The 20,406-nt window shown below is 46.8% G+C and carries 22 protein-coding genes; 3 read left to right on the top strand and 19 right to left on the bottom strand.

The annotated features are described in order from the left end of the window. Positions 1-2: 2 nt before the first annotated feature. From ACAN56_RS19455 to ACAN56_RS19440, 4 genes are all read right to left on the bottom strand, one after another. Positions 3-1,262, bottom strand: coding sequence for a HAMP domain-containing sensor histidine kinase (locus ACAN56_RS19455; protein ID WP_379145119.1), 1,260 nt, complete (start codon positions 1,260-1,262; stop codon positions 3-5). Then, positions 1,259-1,942: a response regulator transcription factor gene (locus tag ACAN56_RS19450; protein ID WP_038590152.1), complete on the bottom strand. Its 684-nt coding sequence runs from the start codon at positions 1,940-1,942 to the stop codon at positions 1,259-1,261. Before ACAN56_RS19450 ends, ACAN56_RS19455 begins: the two co-directional genes overlap by 4 nt. A gap of 151 nt (positions 1,943-2,093) precedes the next feature. Further along, positions 2,094-2,846, bottom strand: a complete 753-nt coding sequence (locus ACAN56_RS19445) for a cupin domain-containing protein (RefSeq protein WP_379145117.1) — start codon at positions 2,844-2,846, stop codon at positions 2,094-2,096. A 155-nt stretch (positions 2,847-3,001) separates the two neighbouring features. Beyond that, complete coding sequence (locus tag ACAN56_RS19440) at positions 3,002-4,594, bottom strand: sensor domain-containing diguanylate cyclase (protein ID WP_379145116.1); 1,593 nt, start codon at positions 4,592-4,594, stop codon at positions 3,002-3,004. 178 nt (positions 4,595-4,772) lie between these two features. Here ACAN56_RS19440 and ACAN56_RS19435 point away from each other — a divergent pair, with 178 nt between their 5' ends. Next, positions 4,773-5,627: an alpha/beta hydrolase gene (locus ACAN56_RS19435; protein ID WP_038590143.1), complete on the top strand. Its 855-nt coding sequence runs from the start codon at positions 4,773-4,775 to the stop codon at positions 5,625-5,627. Positions 5,628-5,707: 80 nt separating this feature from the next. Here ACAN56_RS19435 and ACAN56_RS19430 read toward each other — a convergent pair whose 3' ends face one another. The 5 genes from ACAN56_RS19430 to ACAN56_RS19410 form a co-directional block, all read right to left on the bottom strand. Further along, entirely contained in the window at positions 5,708-6,262 is a 555-nt protein-coding gene (locus ACAN56_RS19430) for a YfiT family bacillithiol transferase (RefSeq protein WP_379145113.1), read from the bottom strand. Between the two features lie 58 nt (positions 6,263-6,320). Continuing rightward, positions 6,321-6,995, bottom strand: coding sequence for an HAD family hydrolase (locus ACAN56_RS19425; protein ID WP_379145111.1), 675 nt, complete (start codon positions 6,993-6,995; stop codon positions 6,321-6,323). Positions 6,996-7,097: 102 nt separating this feature from the next. After that, entirely contained in the window at positions 7,098-7,838 is a 741-nt protein-coding gene (locus ACAN56_RS19420; RefSeq protein ID WP_038590140.1) for a GTP pyrophosphokinase, read from the bottom strand. A gap of 203 nt (positions 7,839-8,041) precedes the next feature. Then, positions 8,042-9,076 (bottom strand): HD-GYP domain-containing protein, encoded by a 1,035-nt coding sequence (locus ACAN56_RS19415; RefSeq protein ID WP_038590137.1) that lies wholly within the window; start codon positions 9,074-9,076, stop codon positions 8,042-8,044. A gap of 159 nt (positions 9,077-9,235) precedes the next feature. Next, positions 9,236-9,697 carry a hypothetical protein gene (locus ACAN56_RS19410; RefSeq protein ID WP_379145107.1) on the bottom strand — a complete coding sequence of 154 codons (462 nt, stop codon included), beginning with the start codon at positions 9,695-9,697 and terminating at the stop codon, positions 9,236-9,238. A gap of 200 nt (positions 9,698-9,897) precedes the next feature. On the opposite strand from ACAN56_RS19410, the gene ACAN56_RS19405 reads away from it, so the two are divergent. Beyond that, a complete protein-coding gene (locus tag ACAN56_RS19405; RefSeq protein WP_379145104.1) occupies positions 9,898-10,203 on the top strand; it encodes a Dabb family protein in 306 nt (101 codons plus the stop codon). Positions 10,204-10,207: 4 nt separating this feature from the next. Here ACAN56_RS19405 and lepB read toward each other — a convergent pair whose 3' ends face one another. The 4 genes from lepB to pgsA are packed head-to-tail and all read right to left on the bottom strand — an operon-like array spanning position 10,208 to position 12,630. Next, entirely contained in the window at positions 10,208-10,702 is a 495-nt protein-coding gene (gene lepB, locus ACAN56_RS19400; RefSeq protein ID WP_038590128.1) for a signal peptidase I, read from the bottom strand. Positions 10,703-10,724: 22 nt separating this feature from the next. Continuing rightward, positions 10,725-11,126, bottom strand: coding sequence for a DUF4265 domain-containing protein (locus tag ACAN56_RS19395; RefSeq protein WP_038590124.1), 402 nt, complete (start codon positions 11,124-11,126; stop codon positions 10,725-10,727). Between the two features lie 30 nt (positions 11,127-11,156). Further along, the gene (locus ACAN56_RS19390) at positions 11,157-12,023 is read right to left on the bottom strand and encodes an SDR family oxidoreductase (protein ID WP_379145101.1); all 867 of its coding nucleotides are present in this window, start codon (positions 12,021-12,023) and stop codon (positions 11,157-11,159) included. Positions 12,024-12,039: 16 nt separating this feature from the next. Further along, entirely contained in the window at positions 12,040-12,630 is a 591-nt protein-coding gene (pgsA, locus tag ACAN56_RS19385; RefSeq protein WP_379145098.1) for a CDP-diacylglycerol--glycerol-3-phosphate 3-phosphatidyltransferase, read from the bottom strand. Between the two features lie 345 nt (positions 12,631-12,975). Between pgsA and ACAN56_RS19380 the strand changes: the two genes are divergently transcribed. After that, positions 12,976-13,788, top strand: coding sequence for a coiled-coil domain-containing protein (locus tag ACAN56_RS19380; protein ID WP_379145095.1), 813 nt, complete (start codon positions 12,976-12,978; stop codon positions 13,786-13,788). Positions 13,789-13,849: 61 nt separating this feature from the next. Here the strand turns inward: ACAN56_RS19380 and ACAN56_RS19375 are convergent, their stop codons facing one another. The 6 genes from ACAN56_RS19375 to ACAN56_RS19350 all read right to left on the bottom strand — a co-directional run bounded on the left by ACAN56_RS19375 (position 13,850) and on the right by ACAN56_RS19350 (position 20,357). Continuing rightward, the gene (locus ACAN56_RS19375) at positions 13,850-14,641 is read right to left on the bottom strand and encodes a lipid II flippase Amj family protein (protein WP_038590118.1); all 792 of its coding nucleotides are present in this window, start codon (positions 14,639-14,641) and stop codon (positions 13,850-13,852) included. Between the two features lie 148 nt (positions 14,642-14,789). Beyond that, the gene (locus tag ACAN56_RS19370; protein ID WP_379145093.1) at positions 14,790-16,301 is read right to left on the bottom strand and encodes a serine hydrolase domain-containing protein; all 1,512 of its coding nucleotides are present in this window, start codon (positions 16,299-16,301) and stop codon (positions 14,790-14,792) included. Beyond that, positions 16,298-17,653 (bottom strand): FtsX-like permease family protein, encoded by a 1,356-nt coding sequence (locus tag ACAN56_RS19365; RefSeq protein ID WP_379145091.1) that lies wholly within the window; start codon positions 17,651-17,653, stop codon positions 16,298-16,300. The genes ACAN56_RS19370 and ACAN56_RS19365 overlap by 4 nt, the downstream gene beginning before the upstream one ends. Next, entirely contained in the window at positions 17,628-18,404 is a 777-nt protein-coding gene (locus tag ACAN56_RS19360; RefSeq protein WP_038590110.1) for an ABC transporter ATP-binding protein, read from the bottom strand. The genes ACAN56_RS19365 and ACAN56_RS19360 overlap by 26 nt, the downstream gene beginning before the upstream one ends. Before the next feature lie 139 nt (positions 18,405-18,543). After that, on the bottom strand, positions 18,544-19,635 hold the full coding sequence (locus tag ACAN56_RS19355) for a sensor histidine kinase (RefSeq protein WP_038590107.1): 1,092 nt from the start codon (positions 19,633-19,635) through the stop codon (positions 18,544-18,546). Continuing rightward, a complete protein-coding gene (locus ACAN56_RS19350) occupies positions 19,632-20,357 on the bottom strand; it encodes a response regulator transcription factor (RefSeq protein ID WP_038590105.1) in 726 nt (241 codons plus the stop codon). Before ACAN56_RS19350 ends, ACAN56_RS19355 begins: the two co-directional genes overlap by 4 nt. Positions 20,358-20,406 lie beyond the last annotated feature (49 nt).

The raw sequence follows: 20,406 nt of genomic DNA, 5'->3' as shown, positions 1-20,406 counted from the left end.
GTTTACACGAGCTTTAATCGCAGGCTTACCGTAAAGCCGCCATCACGATTGCTGCATTCAATCTCCCCTTGCATGCCCTGCATCAGGTATTTGGAGATATAAAGACCGAGTCCCGCTCCGGCCTGACCGGTAATATTTTGTCCCCGGTAGAATTTGTTGAACAGCAGCGGCAGCTCATCCGGGTCAACACCTTTGCCGTAATCCATAATATCGATTTGTAAATAACCGGAGGTTAGGTAAGTAACAACGGTTACCGCAGTATTTGCATATTTATAGGAGTTGCTAAGGATGTTGTCGAAAACCTGCTGTAGTCGCAGCGCATCCGCATAAATCATGCACTCCGGGATCGGGTCGTGAAATATCCGGTTATCCAGGTCGGCATTTTGCAGAATATCATCCAGGATACTGCTGTATTCCTCAGTTCCTTTAACCTTTAATTCCTGCAGCTCCTCCAGCGTCGCATGAAACATATCCGTTATCATAAGATCTATCTGCTCGGCTTTGGCATTAATCATGTTCAGCTGCCGTATGTCCTTCGCATCCATTGCGCGAAGCAGCATCAGTTCGCTGACCGCCTTAATCGAAGCAACAGGGGTTTTTATATCATGACTGAGGCTAGCCACCAGCTCTTTTTTGCTGCGGTTGGCTTCATATTCGCTTTTCCGGGCCGCAGCGAGCTGTTCACGCATAATGTCAAAGCTTTCGGTAAAAACGCCGAACGGATTATTTTTGTTCATGTTGAGCGGAACTTCCAAATTCCCCCGGGCCACATTCCGTGCGAAACCCTGCAGTTTCTTGAAGGGTGAGATAAAGGCCCGCTGCAAATAAAAAACATAAAGCCCGCCCAATACCAGCATCATGAAAAAACTGACCGTGATGACCGTCGCCAGCTGGTGCTTGTTCTGCTTGAGCTTTGCGCTGTAGTCCTCCCGGATAATGAGCTTGCCTGCCGTCACTCCCTGCACCGTTACGTCAAGGATTGCATCCCTGTTGCGGATGGCTTCATTCAGCCCCGTGAACATTCCATCCGCCGTTTGGTAGCGCAATAAGCCCTCTTGATCCAATACAGCGAATTGCTGCGTGACGCCGCTGTAATCGCCTTGCTCAATCCGCTCCCAGTTCTTCTCTACGGTCTTCAGCACATCGTTGGCCATAACCATATCCAGCCTCATGTCAATGCCTTCCGGGATGATGGACAGCGAAAAAACAACTCCTGCAATAAAAACAGCGAGCATTGTCAGGAGCACTCCCCTGGACCTCATCGCGGACTATCCTCCAGCACATAGCCCTTTCCCCACACGGTCTTAATATATTGCGGACTGTTGGGATCATATTCGATCTTTTCACGCAGGTGGCGGATATGCACATTCAGCGTTCCATCACCGGTAAACGAATCTTCCCACACTTTGGCGAATAGTTCTTCCTTCGGCACCACCCGGTTCTTATGCTGTGCCAAATAACAGAGCAGCTTGTACTCCATGGTTTTGAAACGGATCTCCTCTCCGTTTACGAGAACACGGGAGAGCTGGGTATCAATCCGCACCTGACCAAACTCCAGCTGTTCCGCTTGATCCTTGTTACCGTACCGCTTCAGCACAGCCTTTACTTTTGCCAGCAGCACACTGAGTGTATAGGGCTTATGGATGTAATCGTCTCCGCCAATATTAAGCGCAATCAGAATATCATCGTCGCTGGAACGGGCACTTATGAACAGAATCGGGATCTGCAATGTCCCTCTTAGTTTTTTGCACAGATCAAAACCCGAGCTTTCACCCAGGTTAATATCCAGTAGAATAAGTGACGGTTCATGCTCCTGCACAAACCGCTCACATTCTGCCGCACTGGTTACATAAGCGGTCCGAACCTCAAACATATTTAGATACTCACAGGTAGTTTCCGCCAGCACGGCCTCGTCGTCGACAATTAAGACATCATATCTCATTTTGCATAATCTCCATCTATCGTTAAAATTTACAAACCTATAATACTCTCTCTACGATACCATGAATATAGAGTCAAAATAAATAAACCCGTCAATTCGACGGGTTCAGGATAGCGCTGAGGCTTCACTTGGTGATGGACATGAGATAAGTTTACAGATTCTCCGGAGGGTTCACCATATTCTGATAAACCGGATAGGCCTGGGCATAAGGCTGCTGGTGATACTGCTGAACATAAGGCTGGCCATAATAGCCGGGATTGGCGTATGGCTGGTACCCGAAGGAGTGCGCTTGCGGGGCATGCGGAACATGCATAGGCATGTGAGGAGCCATATTGGGGGCTGCGATATTTTCACCTGCCATCTTTGATGGTTCACAGCAGTCCGCGGGCGGTCCGATAAAGGTACCCGGTTGAAGCGGAGCCAGTGCATCCTTCACTTTAGCTTCGTTAAGACAGTAAGTATGGGCAAGTACATTCGCCGGCGTGAGACTCAGAATGTCCGAACCCAGAATCACTTCCGGGACAGGTGCATTAAAGATAGCCAGCAGATGGGTACAATCCATCGTTGCGACCTCATAATGCCACCACCCCTGCGGCACATTCGCCACTTGACCGGGGCAGATCGGGAAATGCAGCAGCTCATTCGTAAAGGGATTGATTATGGAAACCACTGCCGCACCGGAGATGCAATAGACCAGCTCCGCAGCATTTTGATGATAATGCGGTTCGACGACATTGGATTTGCTGAGGAAAATATCAAGCAGAGACGTGTTATCCAGGGTGTTCAATTCCTTAATTGACAAGGTATTGATATAGTTGTTGGCATCCTTCTTAAACGTTGTATTGCTGTTTACATCAAAAGAAAACTGTGTATTGGGAGACTTGTAATCCATGTATGACGTCACTTTGCAATCCTTCCCTTCTGCTGACCGTTTTTTATTCGTTCTGCAGTAGGATATGTATCCGCCCAGGCCCAGGTGACGACTTTCTCACTCCAAGCCCAGGAATAAAATTACCCCATGGATACAGCTTATTAATTTTCCGCAAAGATGCTGCGACCTTATTCACCGGCGATAATAGTCCGGTTTCTGCCTCTATTCTTGGCTGCATATAACGCCCGGTCCGCCTGTCCAAGCAGTTCTTCCAGCGAAACGCCGTGAGTGGGATAATGGGCAATGCCCTGTGAGGAAGTTACCCGCATAGCCAGAGGAACATCGCTTTTCTCCAATGTCTTGCGGATTCTTTCGGCGACGATATAAGCATCTTCAGCCTTTGTCCTTGGAAGCAGCACTACAAACTCTTCTCCGCCGAAACGGCAGCATACATCTCCTGGACGGACACTGGCGCTGATAATTCCGGCTACCTGGCGCAGCACCTCATCACCAGTCAAATGGCCATACGTATCATTCACAAATTTGAACTTGTCCACATCCAGGACGATCAGGGAAAAAGGCATTCGCGCGGCGATCCACTGATTCATACTGATTTCCAGTGATCTGCGGTTCACAAGCCCTGTCAGCAGATCGGTCATCGCCTCCTGGGCCAGTTGATCATTCTGCTTCTGGATATCTTTCCAGGCCATAACGACTGCTTGGGTCAGCAGATCCGCTTCCCGGTTCCAATGAGGTTTCAGTTCAGGCACCTTCATATTGTCTTTGCCGATCCTGTTCACCAGGTCAGCTAGAAACACGAATGGCTTGGCCAACTGGTGGGCCAGCAGAAAAACAAAAATCAGCAAAATTACAAAAGGAATAAGCGTATAAGTAAGAATCTTGCGCATATGGGCCATTAATTGTTCCTGAATGAAATCTACTGGTGAAACGACGACAATTCCCCAGCCATTCGCCGGAACGGCGGAAAAGCCGGCTAGCATGGACTGCCCCTTTACGTTTAGAGCCTCCATTTGTCCGCTTTCACCTTTCATCAGCTTCTGTACCACCTTATTAGCGCTAACATCTTCGTTCATCCGCTCTTTATCGGGATGGAACAGCACATGCCCTTCAGAGCTGACGATGTAGTAATAAGAGCCGGAATCATCTATGTTATTATTCCCGAAAATCATATTGAGGATATTAAAGTCCTGCAGATAGACGGTGCCTCCGAGCACTCCAAGATATCCCTTATCTTCGCTGTACAGCGGCTCACTCATAAAGAAAAGCATTCTTCCCGTTGAGGTGGTGGTGTACGGTGCGGATAAATATGAGTTTTTTAACCGCAGCGCTTCCTTGACTGGAGGAGATACTATCGGTTGCCCGACGATCCCCAGCGATGCAGGTGAATTGTTAAGAACCACGCCGTCAGCGTTTATCAGAATTATCGAATTAAAATAGTTGCTGCTGTTGCGCATTAGCTCCAAATAGCGGTCAATTGCACCAGGCTGTGGTGTCTCAAGCTTGGAAATCTGATCTGCGCTATACAGCAGGCTGCTGCGCATTGAAAGAAATAGTGAATCTACTGTTTTGCTCATTCTCTCGGCATTGGACAGATTCAGATTAAGTGTAGTTTCCATCAGTGATTTTTTCTTAGATTCATATGAACCGATGAGCAAAATCGTTGTTGTGAGCAGAAACACGAGTGTTACCAGGGCAATAAGCAGCCAAGTCAGACTAAGCTTCTTTTTGAACCGGGCATCTGCTCCCCGTGGTAAAGGCATTCCTAAACCTCCTTGTATTCGCGAGCCTATTTGTACTAATTATAAACGATTGCGAAACAGAGTCTACCTGCATATTTTTTCCCATTTTCTGCACCTGCCGGCACATCTTTTGCCCGCCTACAGGGTATCCTTCTCATTGTGGGATGTATAAAACAACAGCAGGAGGTAAACGAAAATAATGTGGATAAAAAACAAACTCACCTTAAGCCTGACTGCGGTATTCCTGATCCTGCTGGCACTTCAGCCGCTGTTGGCCGGACAAGCTGATGCTGCTGCTGTAACAGGCAAGCCTGAAGCCAAGCAAAGTCTTACCTTCGTACTTGTGCACGGGGCATGGGTGGATGCCAGCTTCTGGGATGAGACGGCAGCAGAACTGCGCAAAATGGGACATACCGTATATACGCCGGAATATGCCGGTCATGGCGGGGACAAGAATACGCAGGTTACTCATGAACAAGTAACAAAGTCAGTGGCAGATTTCATCAAGCAGAAAGATTTGCATGAGATAATCCTGCTTGGGCATAGCTTTGGGGGCTCTGTGATCCAGAAAACCGCCGAGCAGGTTCCGGACCGGATTAAGCGGCTCGTATTTTTTGACGCCTTTGTGCCTCTGGACGGACAAAGCGTTGCGGACCAGTTCCCCGCTCCCGTTCAGGAGCTGTTCGGAAATCTGCTGAAAACATCAGGCAACAATACGATTATGCTGCCCTTTAGCCTGTTCCGCGACGTCTTCGTCAATACAGCCACATTTGAGCAGGCACAATCCCTATACCGGAAGGTTATTCCCGAGCCGGCAGGTCCGGCATTTCAGAAGCTTGATCTTAAGAAGTTCTACAGCTTACAGCTGCCTAAAAGTTATCTGTTCCTGACAGAAGATGCTGTGCTGCCTCAAGGGGCTTCCGGCTGGCATCCCGGCCAGTCCAGCCATTTGGGAATGTTCCGCTACATTGAAGGGACCGGCGATCATATGACAACCGTTCACACGAATCCTCGGCAAATTGCCGATAAAATCGTTCAAGCCAGCCGGGACTAAGACATCCGCGGCCGGACAAAATTAAAGAGCAGGCGGCGGGACGTTTTCCCCGACCACTTGCTCTTTTTAATTAGGGGCGATTACCAGCCGCTTCGAAGTACCAATGAGCTGATTTGAGCGGTATGATGACGGTTATGCCATACATATCTTTGGACTGCCGCATCCAGCGTCATTGTCCCGAGTCCCAGGCTTACAAAGGTTCGATCATAGTCCGCTTCGTTCATTGCATCCAGCAAAAGTGCAAATCTCCCGTTGAGGTGCTTCAGCAGCTGAAGAGAAGATTCAGTGGGTTCCTCCAGGTAATCGCTTTGTTCCGCCCATAAATCCTGCCGGTACGAAGGTATCTCGGGGGCATCCTCAGTCAATCCCCGCTTAAAACGCAGATAGGCATACATATTCGTATCTGCCAGATGATGCACCACTTGCCGTACGCTCCAGCCGCCTGGCCGGTAGGGTGTGTTCAGCTGCTCCAGTGTCAGCAGCTCTACTGCTTTGCTTAAGACATCCGCCAGCTGCCGGATATCTTGAACCGACTGATTCCGTGCTTCGCCTGTCCGGCATTCTGCCGCTTCGAACCTTCCGATAGGGTAGCGCAAACGGTCCAGTTCCTGATCTGCTGATGTATAGTTCTCCATAATAAAGTCCATCTCCTTCCGGAACTGCCTCTCCTTGACGTGCATAAATCGCGCAGCCTTATAGCAACTCGTAAAACTCATCCAAATTCTTCACCATATAATCCGGCTGCACCTCATGGTTCCAGACCTCCTGATTCCGGTTAAGCCAGCAGGCCTTAATGCCTGCTCTTGCCGCTCCCAGCACATCTGAAACAGAATCACCTATATGGATAATCTGTCCGGGTTCTACACCATAATGCGCAATAACTTCGCCAAACATCCGGTTATGGCTGTCATTCTTATACGACAGGTGCTCTTCTGAAGTAAACAGCCTGATAGGATAACTCTTGTAGAAATCGGGAAGCATCTCCACATCTGTATCGCTGACAATACACACTTGATATTCTCCAGTGACCCGCTGCAAAAAATGCTCCGTCTCCTCATACAACTCTGACAAACGGTGTTCGGCAAATAAAACATCTACTGCCTGCAGGTAATCATACTCCATTGCCTCCTGCTGAAACACTTTCTGGAAGCTGTCGCTGTATATCTCTCTGCTGGTCCAGTAGACCCCGGAATCGCGGATTGCTGTCGCGGCCTTGTAATAGTGGCTTAACAGCAGCCCGCCAAGCTCTGCCGCCCGTTCCTCGCTATAGCGCTCCTGCAGGATCGGCCTCCACACATTTCCCGTCCGGCCCTGGATGTTTACCAGTGTCTGAAACATATCCAGGCTAATCACTTTGTATGGTTTCATGAACTTCCTCCTAGAGATTAAAGCGTGCCGCTACGAACACTGCCGGTGAATTCCAGTAAATATATGTACATGCTATACGCATCAGCACTGCTCAGACTATGACTAATTCCCTAACAGCTTGATGAAATCGGCGGGCAGATGTAATTGCTGGTTATTGAGGATGATCCGGCGCAATTCTTCAAAAGAATCGTCCTCCTGGGCGTCTTTAATTTCCTGAATCTCACGGTGCAGGCGTTCCATTTGCAGATCGAGATCAGCTGCTTTATCGGCGGCTTGTTTAAGTTCGCGGGTCAGATGTTCAGGTACCGACTGGCTGTATTTATAGAAAATTTTGTGCTCAAGGCTAGCCCAGAAGTCCATCGCAATCGTACGGATCTGCACTTCAACACATACCAGCTCCGTGCAGTCCGACAGAAATACCGGAACCTCCACAAGCAGATGCAGACTCTGGTACCCATTCGGTTTCGGATTCTTAATATAGTCCTTAACCTCAAGCACCTTCAGATCATCTTGCTTCTGCAGCATTTCACTGACACTGTATATATCCGAGATAAAAGAGCAGGTGATTCGCAGGCCGGCGATATCCTTGATGCTGGATTTCACGGCAGCCAGCGAAAGCTCGCTGTTCTTGCGCAGCATTTTACTCATAATGCTCTCCGGGGATTTGATCCGTGATTTGGTATGCTCTATCGGGCTGTAGTCATGAAGGATCTGAAACTCCTGTTTCAAAATTTCAATCTTGGTCTCCATTTCCTCCAGAGCGAATCTATAAATCATCATAAAGCGGGTCAATTCGTGTTTGATCTGTTTTAAATTCTCCATCTGGTTGTTGTCGACATTCATAATTAGTTCTCCTCTTCTAACTTCTACAAGTCCCGTATGTCCATTCGGCTGACGATCCCTATAGTAATCTTTCATTCATCATAGCCAATCTACCGGCTGAATTCAAATCCGGCGGTACACAAAAAGGCTATCCGATGGGTCTGCTACAGATCCCCATCAGATAGCCTTTGCTATGAGCAGGCTTGGTGATACCCCAATACCTTTTAGATAAATACCTCTTCAACCGACAGGCTGCGCTCCCGTGACAAATCTCTGAACGTTTCGTTCACTTTTACCAGCGGCTTGAACAGATCCAGCGGATTATTCATCACGATAGTGCCTATTTCCCCGTTGCTGAGCCGGACATTCTTGCCTACGAAGCCTGGCAGCATATGTCCTGTAAGCGCCTGTACTACATTACCGTTCAGCTTGCCGAAGCCCATCTCATGCACTTGGCGCAGCACGGTAACCAATCCCTGTTTGGGCTGGTTCAGTCGCGAGGTTGTAAGTCCCATGTAAATGTTTGCTACAGTGACGATTTCGGTATACGGGTGAATTTCACCTTTACGGATCATGTTCGGATAACCTGAACCATCCTCAAACTCATGATGCTGCAGCGCTACGAGCGCTGTACCTTCATCCTTCATAGAGCTGCGGATGATATCGTAGCCGTGGGAAGTATGGCGTCTCAGCTCGTCCTCCTCGATAGCGTTCAACAGTCCAACTTTATTCAGAATGGACAATGGCACCTGGCTTTTGCCGATATCATGCAGATAGCCGGCACGGCTGATCATGTACCGTTCCTCTTTGGAATAGCCAAGCCAGGAAGCAATATAATAAGACAGCATCCCTACCAGCAAAGAGTGTTGATAGGTGTCAATATCGTCCCGGTCAAGCAGGAGCAGCAGAGAAACCACATCTTTTTGCGCATCCAGTGTTTCCAGCAGCGGCCGCAGTGTGCCGTCCACCATGGACGGGCTAAAGCTTCCCTGAGCCAGCGCCTCCATAAAAATAGATTCGTAGTTTTGTATCGCAAGATCAAAATCCTCATTTAAACCGTGGGTTAAATCCGCATCTTCCCCATCACGGGACAGCAAGCGCGCCTCAATATCCACATAATCTATTTTGTGCCGCATCAGGATGGTAATTTCCTCCCGTTCTACGACAGTTCCCTTAGGGAGAACATGCAGGCCCAGACTATTGAAAGTGTCCGTGATAAGGCAATCGCCATTTTTGAGATCTGTGACATGTACTTTCAAGTATCAGCACCCCTTCTTATGTACAGGAATCAATAAATTCCCAGAGCTTTACTTGATCATAGTCAAAAGTGCTCAAAGTAACAATATGGTGAAAGTCGCATTCACGCCGCCGGCATAGTTCAAATGAATCCCCTACTTTAGCCACCCACCGGTATGATTTTACATCCATTTTAAAAATCTTTTGTATTTTAGCTGGACCCCGTTTACTTCAGCCCAGCTGGTCAACCCCTTCATCGCCTGCTCCCGGTCATCCATAAATCTGAAGCATAGATTGACAGGTACGATACGTTTGCCTCTTGGCATGATACCGATTAAAGGACCATCAATCATAATCCACTTAATCTCTCCCGGCAACAGCCTTCTATTTCGGAGAAAGATGGACTCTCTCCCCCATTTAATTTCAGTTGCCTTCCGCAGCACTTGAAACATAAAAAACAGCAGCAACAAACCGCAGACGCAGAGCCAAATTACTACGAAATAACTCAGTACAGGGTGAGGATTAGCCGTGTTAGATGAATTTATATAAATCATTTGAATTTCGATGGCGATCAGGAAAACCATACCCAGCATTGATCTTAAAGCAAAGGGAAATTTGATGCTTGTTGCAAAAGTATCCCGCATAATGTACTCCTTTCACGAGACCTGTGTTGTATACTGAAACTGCTCTTCACAAAACTAAGCGTTTGCTTCCGAAACAGTTTTGCGATGAAGTTAAACAAAGGAGCGATTGCTCACAAAACTAAGCGTTTGCTTCCGAAGCCGTTTTGTGATGAAGTTAAACAAAGGAGCGATTGCTCATAAAACTTTCAGGAGGTTATAAAATGTTCGAGCATCTGGTTATTTTTAAATTTAATGAGTATTATGAACCACAAAAAGAAGCGCTGCTGGTGCAGACACTTCTGGGTTTAAAGGACCAAATACCGGGAATCGTGGAACTTACGGCAGGTGTGAATGTCACGGAAGAGACTGAGAATATGCATGGATACACACTAGGGCTTCGCGTGACCTTTGCAGATCAGGAAGCCCTCCGCCAATACGGGCCGCATCCGGCACACCGCCATTTTGTTGAACTGCTTGAGGGGATTATTGAAAATGTCGTAGTTGTTGATTATCCCATCGCGAAGTAACGGGTTAGAAAAGATCACTGAGGTCGACGAGCATCTTGCCGATCAGCTTATCCTTGGCCACAAAAGGCGTCGGCCACAAATGGGCATCATAGCTGACATTCCGGTTGTCACCGAGGAAAAAGTAGTGGTCTGCAGGAACGGTAACTGGCCCGAAGGTATAGTTCATCGTTTCCTTAAGATACGGCTCGTCGAGCTTCTCCCCGTTTCTGAACAAAGCCCCATCTTTAATCTCAACGGTGTCTCCCGGCAGTCCCATCAGCCGTTTGACGTATTTTTTCTGCACGCCCTCTACAGGCGGAATAAACACAACAATATCGCCATGCTTCAGCGTGGTCAGCCAGAGCATTTTCTCTACGACAAGACGGTCGTTAACCTCGATCGTTGGATCCATTGAATCGGTAGGCACGCGCATCGCCTCGGCAACATAAGTACGGATAAATAAGGACAGGACAACCCCGATAAGGATGCTGGGCACCCATTGCTTCAGAAACTTTTTCATTTTGCCACCTCAGTTGATTAGTTTAGAGTTCAAATCGTTCAATAATTCTGGCCATTTCGCCTTCGACATCAATTCCAGAGCTATAGGGCATATGGATGACAAGCAAACCGCCGAAGATCTGCTCCGTTCTCCCCTCGTCGTCCTCGATGCGCTGCTTCATATCCCGGATCTCCTTCGAGCTTGCCGCTTCCTTGCTGAGCAGCCAGGCGTATCTTCTGAACCCGGATTTCTCCACCGTCTCCACGTAATATGAAATGCCCTGCTTCTCTTTCACTCTGATGATGTCGCCTAGCGCGATACCCGGGTTAAAGATCGGTGTCTCTTCAATGCGGTATTTATCCCGCGCTACCGGGGTCACATCAAGGATTTCAATCTCACGGCCAAGCTCGTCGAAGCATATGTGCAGCCCCACAGTATCCGGCATGGTCACACCTCAATTCTTATGATGTACAGCTTATTTCAATTTTGCGAGCGACCGGGCGATGATGCGTTCCAGCGTTTTCCAGGGAAACAGCGTTTTACCGAGAATCAGCGTTCTAGTCCCTTTCCCAACGGGATAACGCAGCTTCGGTGCGGACATTGCGGCAATACGCCCGATCAGCTCAGCCACCTGCCGGGGATCGGGAGCCGTCTCTGCGGTTCTCCGGGAATAACGCAGCACCTCTTCCAGCTTCTCCTTGTACGGTGAATCGGCCAGGCTCTGAATTCCCGCGATCCCTTTGCCCCAGATAGGCGTGCGGAAAGATCCGGGCTCCACCAGCACAACTCTTATGCCAAATGACGACAGTTCCTGGCGCAAGCTCTCGCTGAAGCCCTCAACCGCGAACTTTGAAGCAGCATATGGCGCATAACCGGGAAATCCGAACCGTCCGCTCACGCTGCTGACATTTATAATAGTGCCCGTCTGCTGCTTGCGCATCAGGGGAATGATGTTCTTGGTGACCTCCACCAGGCCAAAAAAGTTGGTATCCATCTGCCGGCGCCACTCCTCCATACTTACTTCCTCCATAAAGCCGCCGACAGCAAAACCTGCATTGTTAACCAAAACATCGACCCTGCCGAACTGCTCAATAATCTCCGAGACAGCCGATTCAATGGATGCCGTATCTGTCACATCCATTGTCACCAGATGAATCCGCCCTAGAACTCCGGCTTGCTCAGCCTGCTGCACCAGCTCGTCTTTACGGCTTAAATCCCGCATAGAAGCGATAACCTGATACCCTTTCTCCGCAAGGGTAAGCGCGCTGAGCATCCCAAACCCGCTGGAGGTTCCAGTGATGAGCGCTATTTTGTCATAGGGTTGTTTGTTAGTGTGGATCACATATACCTCCTGCTGTTCAATGTTGATCAAGCTTCAGAATACGGTAATTATTCTTTATGTATAGATAACCCGAATAGACAGTCAGGACAAGCGCACAGTACATTAGCATCTGATCAATGCGGATAGCCGTGATGAAGCTGAATGGCCAATTGTTTAACAAGACTGCGGAGATCGCCGCCACTTGAAATACCATTTTCAGTTTTCCGGACTTATCGGCCTGCAGGGCGATTTTTTGCGCAGATGCCGTCATTCTGATCCCTGTTATAATGAACTCTCTGCCGATAATAGTAATGGCAACCCAGGCAGCAATATCGTGCCGGCCCGCCATTAAGATCAATGCTGCCGAGATCAGCAGTTTGTCGGCCAACGGATCCAGCAGCTTGCCAAGATTCGTAATCTGATTATATTTTCTTGCAATATAACCGTCCAGTTTATCTGTAACCGAGGCCAGAATAAATACGGCTGCAGCATAATAAACTCCATACAGATCAATATGCTGCAGAAGAGCTGATTTGCTGACTAACCCATCCGGATATATAGGAAACAGCATTACGAAAACCGGAATCATTAATATGCGCGTCACGGTTATCTTATTCGCCAGATTCATCGACGTCCTCCTTGTATATTCTTTCACTCATCATATCATAGAATAGGTTATATCTGGAAATGTAGTTAAGCAAGTAGAACCGGCTTCGCCGTCCTCAAAAGGACGGTATCCGTTTCAGCGAGAAATAGAGGATAATTTATAGCGTGGAGCATATAAATTCATATATTTTCAATAAAACGAACTGGCGTTCCATTTCGTTCTTGACTATCCATTAATTTCAAGCTATAGTGAGTAACAAATATACACGTTGAGCGGGCGAAGCACCTCGCAGGACAGGCATTATGCCTTTCTTGGGGGTGCTTTTTTTTGTGCGCTTTAACGCAATTCAGACAGGAGATGAAGAAGATGATTTATCCGGCAGGCAAGGAAAGTTCCAGGAACAGAAAGGCTGTGCCCGTTTATTTCAGAAGATTGGCTGGTTTGCTAATTGTATTAGTGCTCCTTACGGGCAATATTCCGCTGGCCGCAGCAGCAGGAGACTGGGACTCCGCGCTGGAAGAATTTCATGATTTATATGAGGATTACACCGGACTGCAGGTTACGCTTAAAGCTGAAATTTCGAGGAATCAGACGCTCCGCAAACAAAATACCAGCGAGCTTTCCGCGATTAATTCGCAGCTTCAGTCCATTAACCAGACTCTCCTCAACAGACTGAAATCCGAGGCTGAAGCGATGCAGAAGAAGCATGCACCGTTGCTGGAACAGTACACGACACTTGGCAAGCAGGCCTCAGCCGCCCGTAAAGCCAATAATCAGAAGTCTGCTGCTTCCTTGAATCTGAAGCGCAATAAATTGAAGGCATCTGCAACCGCTGCGCGTGCAGAGATCAAAGTGAAGACTACAGCCCTTGCTGAAGCGCGGAAGTCTACCGCTGCCAAAATCAAACCGACAAAGGATGCCCTTGCCCCGGTTACTGCTCTGCGGAAGCAAATTACCGCAGAGAACAAAAAAGTAAGCGAGCTGCAAGCTATACGTTCTGAAGCTGACAAACGTTATAAAGCCGCTGTCAAAGCAGGAGACGCTGTTGCAGCCGCTGCAGGGATGAAGCTGTCTTATGCCAAGATGAGCGAAATACGCGTCATGGTTCAGCAGATGTACAGCTGGGAGCAGAAGATATCAGCTGCGCTCCGGACGGCGGAATCCAAGATTCCGAAGTAAAGCTGCTGCCCAAAGAAACAGCCACACTGCAACGCCTGTTTCGGCGCAGTGTGGTTGTGCACTATATCAGCTGTACCAGCCAGCTGATGAAATAAGAAGCAGGCTCAAGCACAAGCTGGCCCAGCAAGGTTCCGAGGAAACGTGCGCCCATCAGCAGCACATAGATTTTTCCCAACTGGTCGCGATATTCCAAATGCTCCGTAGCCTTATGCGTGATAATGCCAAGCTGCGGGTCAATGAAGATGGTCAGCAGAATCGTAGCCAGCCCGTTGATAAGTCCTGAAGCTTGAGAGGCGGTTGTGCTGAACTCTGGCGATAAATGCGCCGCGTACAATGAGGAGAGCACCCCTACGGTATAGAACGCAGTAACAAAGATATTCATGATAATAAAACGTTTGGGAATGCCAAGATATCTGAAGCTGGGCAGTTTTATTTTCGGTTTTTTGATATATTTCCGTGTGTTCTTAAGCTGGCCGATGGTGACGCTGGTCAGTAGCTTAGGTATAGAGCCCTCTACCTCCAGCTTGGATATCACTCTTCCAAACAGGCCCACGAAGGTAGGGAATATGGCAATCGCTATCAAAGTGCCAAGCGATGAAGCCAGCATGATGATCCGCAAATAATTGATTAAGGGAAAATCCGGGTGTGTTTTGGCAAAGTCAACAAATTTGGCGGTAAGCGGTGCTTGGATCATATTAGCCGTTCTGGATACTAGTACAATAATTCCGGTCAACGATAATGCTATGGCGATCTTGTTCAGCTTCACTCCGGCAAAGCGAACGGAATACGACAGGGTTTCTGCCGTATGAATGATCATTGTCAGCAGGCATACCACAATTAGACTGTTTGTCATTTGTCGAAATCATCTCCATTTATAAATTTATCTGGATCAATCTGCTTCCTCCTGAAGTGTTTGGAATTACGCAAGAAAACGAGAGCCCGGGTGGAACGTTTCGTCCATCCCCAAGTTCTCGTACCTCTTGAACAAGCTTACTTTTTCTTTATGATACTTTCATTTTCTTTGAAAAAATGAGCATTAATCCAAAGCTATAATAGATGATGCATACAGCTATAGCACTACAAAGAGTCACCCAGATCGTAGTGGGAGCCCATACTTTTATAAATGCCCAAGGCAATCCTCCAAGTAAAATTTTCGGAAACATAATCATTAATATCAAAACTGCCGCAATGATCAATGTATGTAGTAACAGCAGCAGGATCCTTTTTACATTTAACTTTGTCCAAATCCGTTGTTTTCGAGCAAGTTTCACCATGACTCTTATTATCAAAAATATGAATAATACCCCAAAACAGCCGACGGCTATACATACGATTGTCACGATTTGGTCTAAATTTTGGTAGCTGTCAGAGTGACTGTTGGTTACGTCCTTCCCCTCCCACAGATCCATAACTCCTTGACCTATCGCAGTTGTAAAACTCGTTTTCATATTGGTCAAGATGGCTACCCCCAACTGTTCATCGGGCTGCATGATGAAATACGAAGTATATGTCGGATTCTCTCCGGCATGAAATATATATTGTTTATCTTTTTTTGTCTGGATTCCCCATCCGCTGGCATAGTAAGTATTCACATCAAAAGGCTCTACAGTTTGGTCAGGAACATGTGATTCTTTAATTAACTGTTTATCCATAACATTGCTCGGATCAGTTCCTAGCTGCAGATTCATCCATTTCGCTATATCGTTTGCATTGCTGATAATATATCCAGCTGGTATATTCCCTCGATATATAGGTGGTGAGTAGGCTTGTTCTTTCATAAATCCTATTTTATATCCGGTAGCCAGCTCTGCGGACTGGGATTGATGCAGCCCAACAAACGAATCCTTCATTCCGACCGGTTCTAAAATATGCTGTTTCATATAAATATCATAAGGCATCTTCGTTACAATCTGGATCACGAGTCCCAATACATCATAATTAATTGTTGCATATTCGAAGGAGCTACCCGGTTTACGATCTAGTTGCTGGTTTAGTAATGTTTTAACGGTTAGTTCTAACGCTTCATTTGTATTACCCTCAGGTATGTGGGCTATTGTATTCGATGCTATTCCGCTAGTATGATGAAGGAGCTGATTTAGAGTGATCGTTTGCGGCTCATCATTATAAGTTAATTCCAACCACGGTATATACTTCTTGACATCATCGGTTAGTTTTAACACCCCCTCTTTTTCCAATTTCAAAATGGCTAGACCTGTGAAAGCTTTCGTTGTTGAGCCTATTTCAAATAAAGTATCACCGGTTACTGGTTTTTTCGTCTTTACATCTGCGTAACCGAAACCATTCTGATATATCGTTTTCCCCTTCTCTACAATGACTAGCGATATTCCCGGAGTCTTACTCTTACTTCTTTGTTCTTCAACAAAGCGTTCGATCTTCTGTATTTTTTTATTTGAGTCGCCTGAGTCGGCGTTAGCTGTAGTCTGTGAATAACCGCTAGTCGAAAGAAGAAGAATAGCGATCATAAAAACAACTATTTTTAATGGCGATTTCATAACTGATGCTCCTTGGTCAAATTTATGATTTTCATATAGCTGCTGCAGGCGACTAGGAAATAGATCGTCTGCATGGCCATATAAATGCCGATGATGACGAACGAATAGAGCCAATTGGATACCATAAGAAGGTTGTCCAGTGCTTTGAGCGCGACTAGCGCATGAACGATGCCGACGAGACAGGGCACGAAGAATAGAATACCAGTCTGCGTAACAACAATTCTCCGAAGTTCGCCTGAAGACATCCCAATTCGGGTCAGCGCCTTATATTGCGCCTGATTTTCCTGCAGTTCCGTAAACAGTTTAAAGTAAATCAAGCTGCCGGCGGCTATGAAAAACAGCAAACTGATGAACACCCCAATAAACATCGTTAGCGATATCACTCCTTGGGCATCATCATACTGCGTCTTGATATCGTCCAGTTGCACCGCAAGTCCAAGCATATAAATCGTACCGGAGGCCGTTAAAATAACCGCACTTAAAATCGATACAATAAACAGCATTCGTGCATTCTCCTTCAGCTTTTGGTCAAGCTGAGCGAATACGATCAGATTCGTTCGGTTGTAGTATATGGCTGTACAACTTTGGATAAATCGAAGCAGCAATCCACTAAACTGCGTAAATAACAGGTAAGTTCCAGGCAAAATGGTAAGCAAAATATACAGCGCCAGCATGTTGAAGTTCTTTGCATTTAACATTAGAGCCATAGTATAAGCGGCTGCTATGCATCCGACCGAAAGCACAGCAAGCCATGGCGAATAAACGAGTTTCTCTTTCGGACCGCCCGCTGCATTAAGCAAAACAACAATTTCCGTACGTCCTGCCCGCATCGCCGTTCCCAAGGAAATGAGTGTGAACAGCATGAAGAAACTACCAGCCGTCATGCATACCGAACGTAGCGGTATGGCAACCGGGATCGGATCTTTCAACCCTAACAGCACAGCGAGTGCCATAAAGAATGGCTTGCTGAAAAAAATGCCCAAGCCGATACCAGCCCCAATGGCCATAATCGTTATAACTGTACTTTCTAAAATAATAAGTATAAGAAGCTGCCGATGCGTCATTCCAAACAAAGAAAGAAGACCGAATTCCTTCCTCCTCGACTTCAAAAACGCCGAACTGGAATAAAGTACGAACAGAAACGAGAAAACAACGATAATGTATTGGCAGAACAACATCCCCTGTCTTACTTGCACAGACCCTAAGATATGGCCACTCGCGAGGTCGGGATGAGCAAGAAAAGCTGCATACATGTAAAAGATCATTACAGAGAACACGCAACTCATAAAAAATGCGCCGTACGACCGCCAGTTGCCGCGAATGTTACTAAGCGCGAGCGAACGGAACGTCATTAAAATTCCCTCCGAGCACGCTCAGGGCGTCCAATATTTGTTGAAAAAACGTTTGTCGATTGGAGCCCCGCCGAATTTCCGAGAAGATTCTGCCGTCCTTAATAAATACAATACGCTGGCAATAGCTTGCTGAGAACGGGTCGTGCGTCACCATTAACACTGTTGCCTTCAAACGTTCGTTCAACTCCTTCAACGAATCCATCACATCCTTCGCGGACTTCGAATCCAGATTGCCGGTCAGCTCATCTGCAAGCATTAACGACGGTTCATTAATGAAGGCACGTGCAATAGCCGCTCGCTGCTTCTGACCACCAGACACCTCATACGTACGTTTGTTCAACAGTTTGGCAATTTCTAACCGCTCGGCTATCATATACAATCTATGTTCGATTAACTTAGGGGCCACCCCTTCTAATACAAGCGGCAAGATAATATTTTCTTTGATGGACAGCGAGTCCAGCAAATTGAAATCCTGAAAGATGAAACCAAGCTCGCGCCTTCTGAAAAACGCCAAATTTTTATTGCTGAGCTTGCTTGGATCAATACCGTTAATTTCTATGTATCCAGCCGTCGGACGATCAATTGCTGCGAGCAGATTAAGCAACGTTGTCTTGCCGCTTCCGGATGGCCCCATAACACCGACAAATTCGCCGCTTTCTACACGCAAATCAATGTCATGTAAAGCTGTACAAACAACATTGCCTTTGGAGCTGTAAATTTTACTCAGCCCCTGCGCTTCAAGTAAAGTCATTATTCAATTTTCCTCCCCCCGTTTCAGTCTGCATAGTCTGTATGTCTTAACAAAATTTAGTATAGCGGGCCATGCGCGCTGAACCCATCGATTTATATTACAAAATCACACTTCACACATAACAAAGTTGTCACATAGCCTACATGCTCTTTCCTGTTTTGCCGCCTAGAATATGTATACTCTCAGGTTGAAAAGCGATTGTAAAAGTCGTACCCCTGCCTAGTTCCGACTTTACCGATAGTACGTGACCTAGTCTGCCGCACACCTGCTTCGCCAAATACAATCCCATTCCCGTCGATTCTCCTGCAGATTGTCCATTCTCACCGGTAAAGAAAGGATCAAATATTCGTGGTATATCGTGCGTTGCTATGCCGCTCCCCTCATCTGTTATGCTAATTTTACAACCTGTTTCTGTATTCTCTAAGTGAAAAACAAGGCTTTTCATGCCTTGTTTGTGTTTGCTGTATTTAATTGCATTGCTGACTATTTGATTTAGCACAACTGTTATCCACTTCTCATCTGTTTCCGGCCATGCCTCACCATCAATTTGCGGTATTACGGCATGACGGATACAAAGCCGCTTGTGTGCAATCATAACTTCACGAATTACATTGTGCAGCGGCACTTTTTTGAGATGAATATCCATTTCGAACTTATCGAGACGCGCGGTATACAGTAGCATCTCCAGACCTCTCGTCATTCGATCAGCCTCTTCATGCAGACTGAGAATAAGCTCTTTCTGCTCCTCTTCAGAAGAAGGCATCTGCTTCAGGCTTTCTTGCAAGAGTATATCTATAACCGATAAAGGGGTCTTCATATGATGCACCCACTGCAGAACAAAATGGTTGTGGAGCTCTTGCTGGCGGCGATATGCTCCAAGTTTATTCAAATAAGCGCTGTTTTGCCGGTCTAACAAGCGTATGACCAGCTGCTGCTCTGCCGTAACGGCTGACTGCACGATCGCTGCCGCCTGCAAATCATCAGATCCTTCAACCGCATTTCTGAGCTGTTTGTGATATTCACGATTTCGAATATAGTCAACAAGCAATCCAAGGCCCCCGATAAAAGCAGCTGCAGCCACAAAATAAAAAATCGTGCTCTTATCCATCATTCCAGGATAACGCGCATTTTCCAGCAGCATTAAGCAGGCACCAACCCCAATAATTGCAAACGTTGATAATACAAAAATTAGCCGATCACGAAAAAATAAAGCAACCGATCGCAATCTCATGAGCCAAGCTCCCCCTGGTCCTCTCCCAGGGCCAGTTTATAACCCATACCACGAACCGTCGTGATCGCATTAGGCAGACCAAGTTCCTCCAGCTTCTTCCGCAACCTTGTCACGTTGACCGTTAACGTGTTGTCATCGACAAACTGTGCGTTGTCCCATAACTTTCCCAGAAGTTGATCCCGCGAGACGGTTCTTCCGTATTGCTGCATGAAGCATTCAGCTAACAACTGCTCATTCTTTGTAATCTGGGTTTTCTGATCTTGCCATATAAGTTCATTACGGCTTAAGTTCAGTCGTAAGCCATGTGCATTAAATTCACTGTCGGGCAGCAAGACATTCCCGTTAGAAGCCGCATAATCCCCGTAAACTCTCCTTAGAATACTTTTTACCTTCGCGATTAAAAGGTCTAAATGAATTGGCTTCGTAATGTAATCATCACCGCCGTTCTCTATGGCCATTACCTGATCCATCTCACTCGCCCGCGCCGATATGAAGATGATCGGCAGGTTGGAGCGTGTACGTATTTGTCTGCACCAATAATAGCCATCAAAGTACGGCAGATTAATATCAAGCATCACCAAATGTGGATCATACGCCTCAAATTCAGTAATTATTTCGCGAAATTGCGTTACACAAGATGCTTCAAATCCGTATTTCTCCATATTCCTTTTTAGAAGGGCACTAATTTTACTATCATCCTCCACAATGAAAATCCGGTACATATGATTCCTCCTTCAAGCTTTCCTTGTATGCCAACTATTAGTATAGCAA

Origin of the sequence: Paenibacillus paludis, assembly GCF_042610515.1 — a bacterium.
Lineage (GTDB): Bacteria > Bacillota > Bacilli > Paenibacillales > Paenibacillaceae > Paenibacillus_AQ.
Note: the sequence above shows the minus strand (reverse complement) of the source record. Positions and strands in the feature narration are given on the sequence as shown.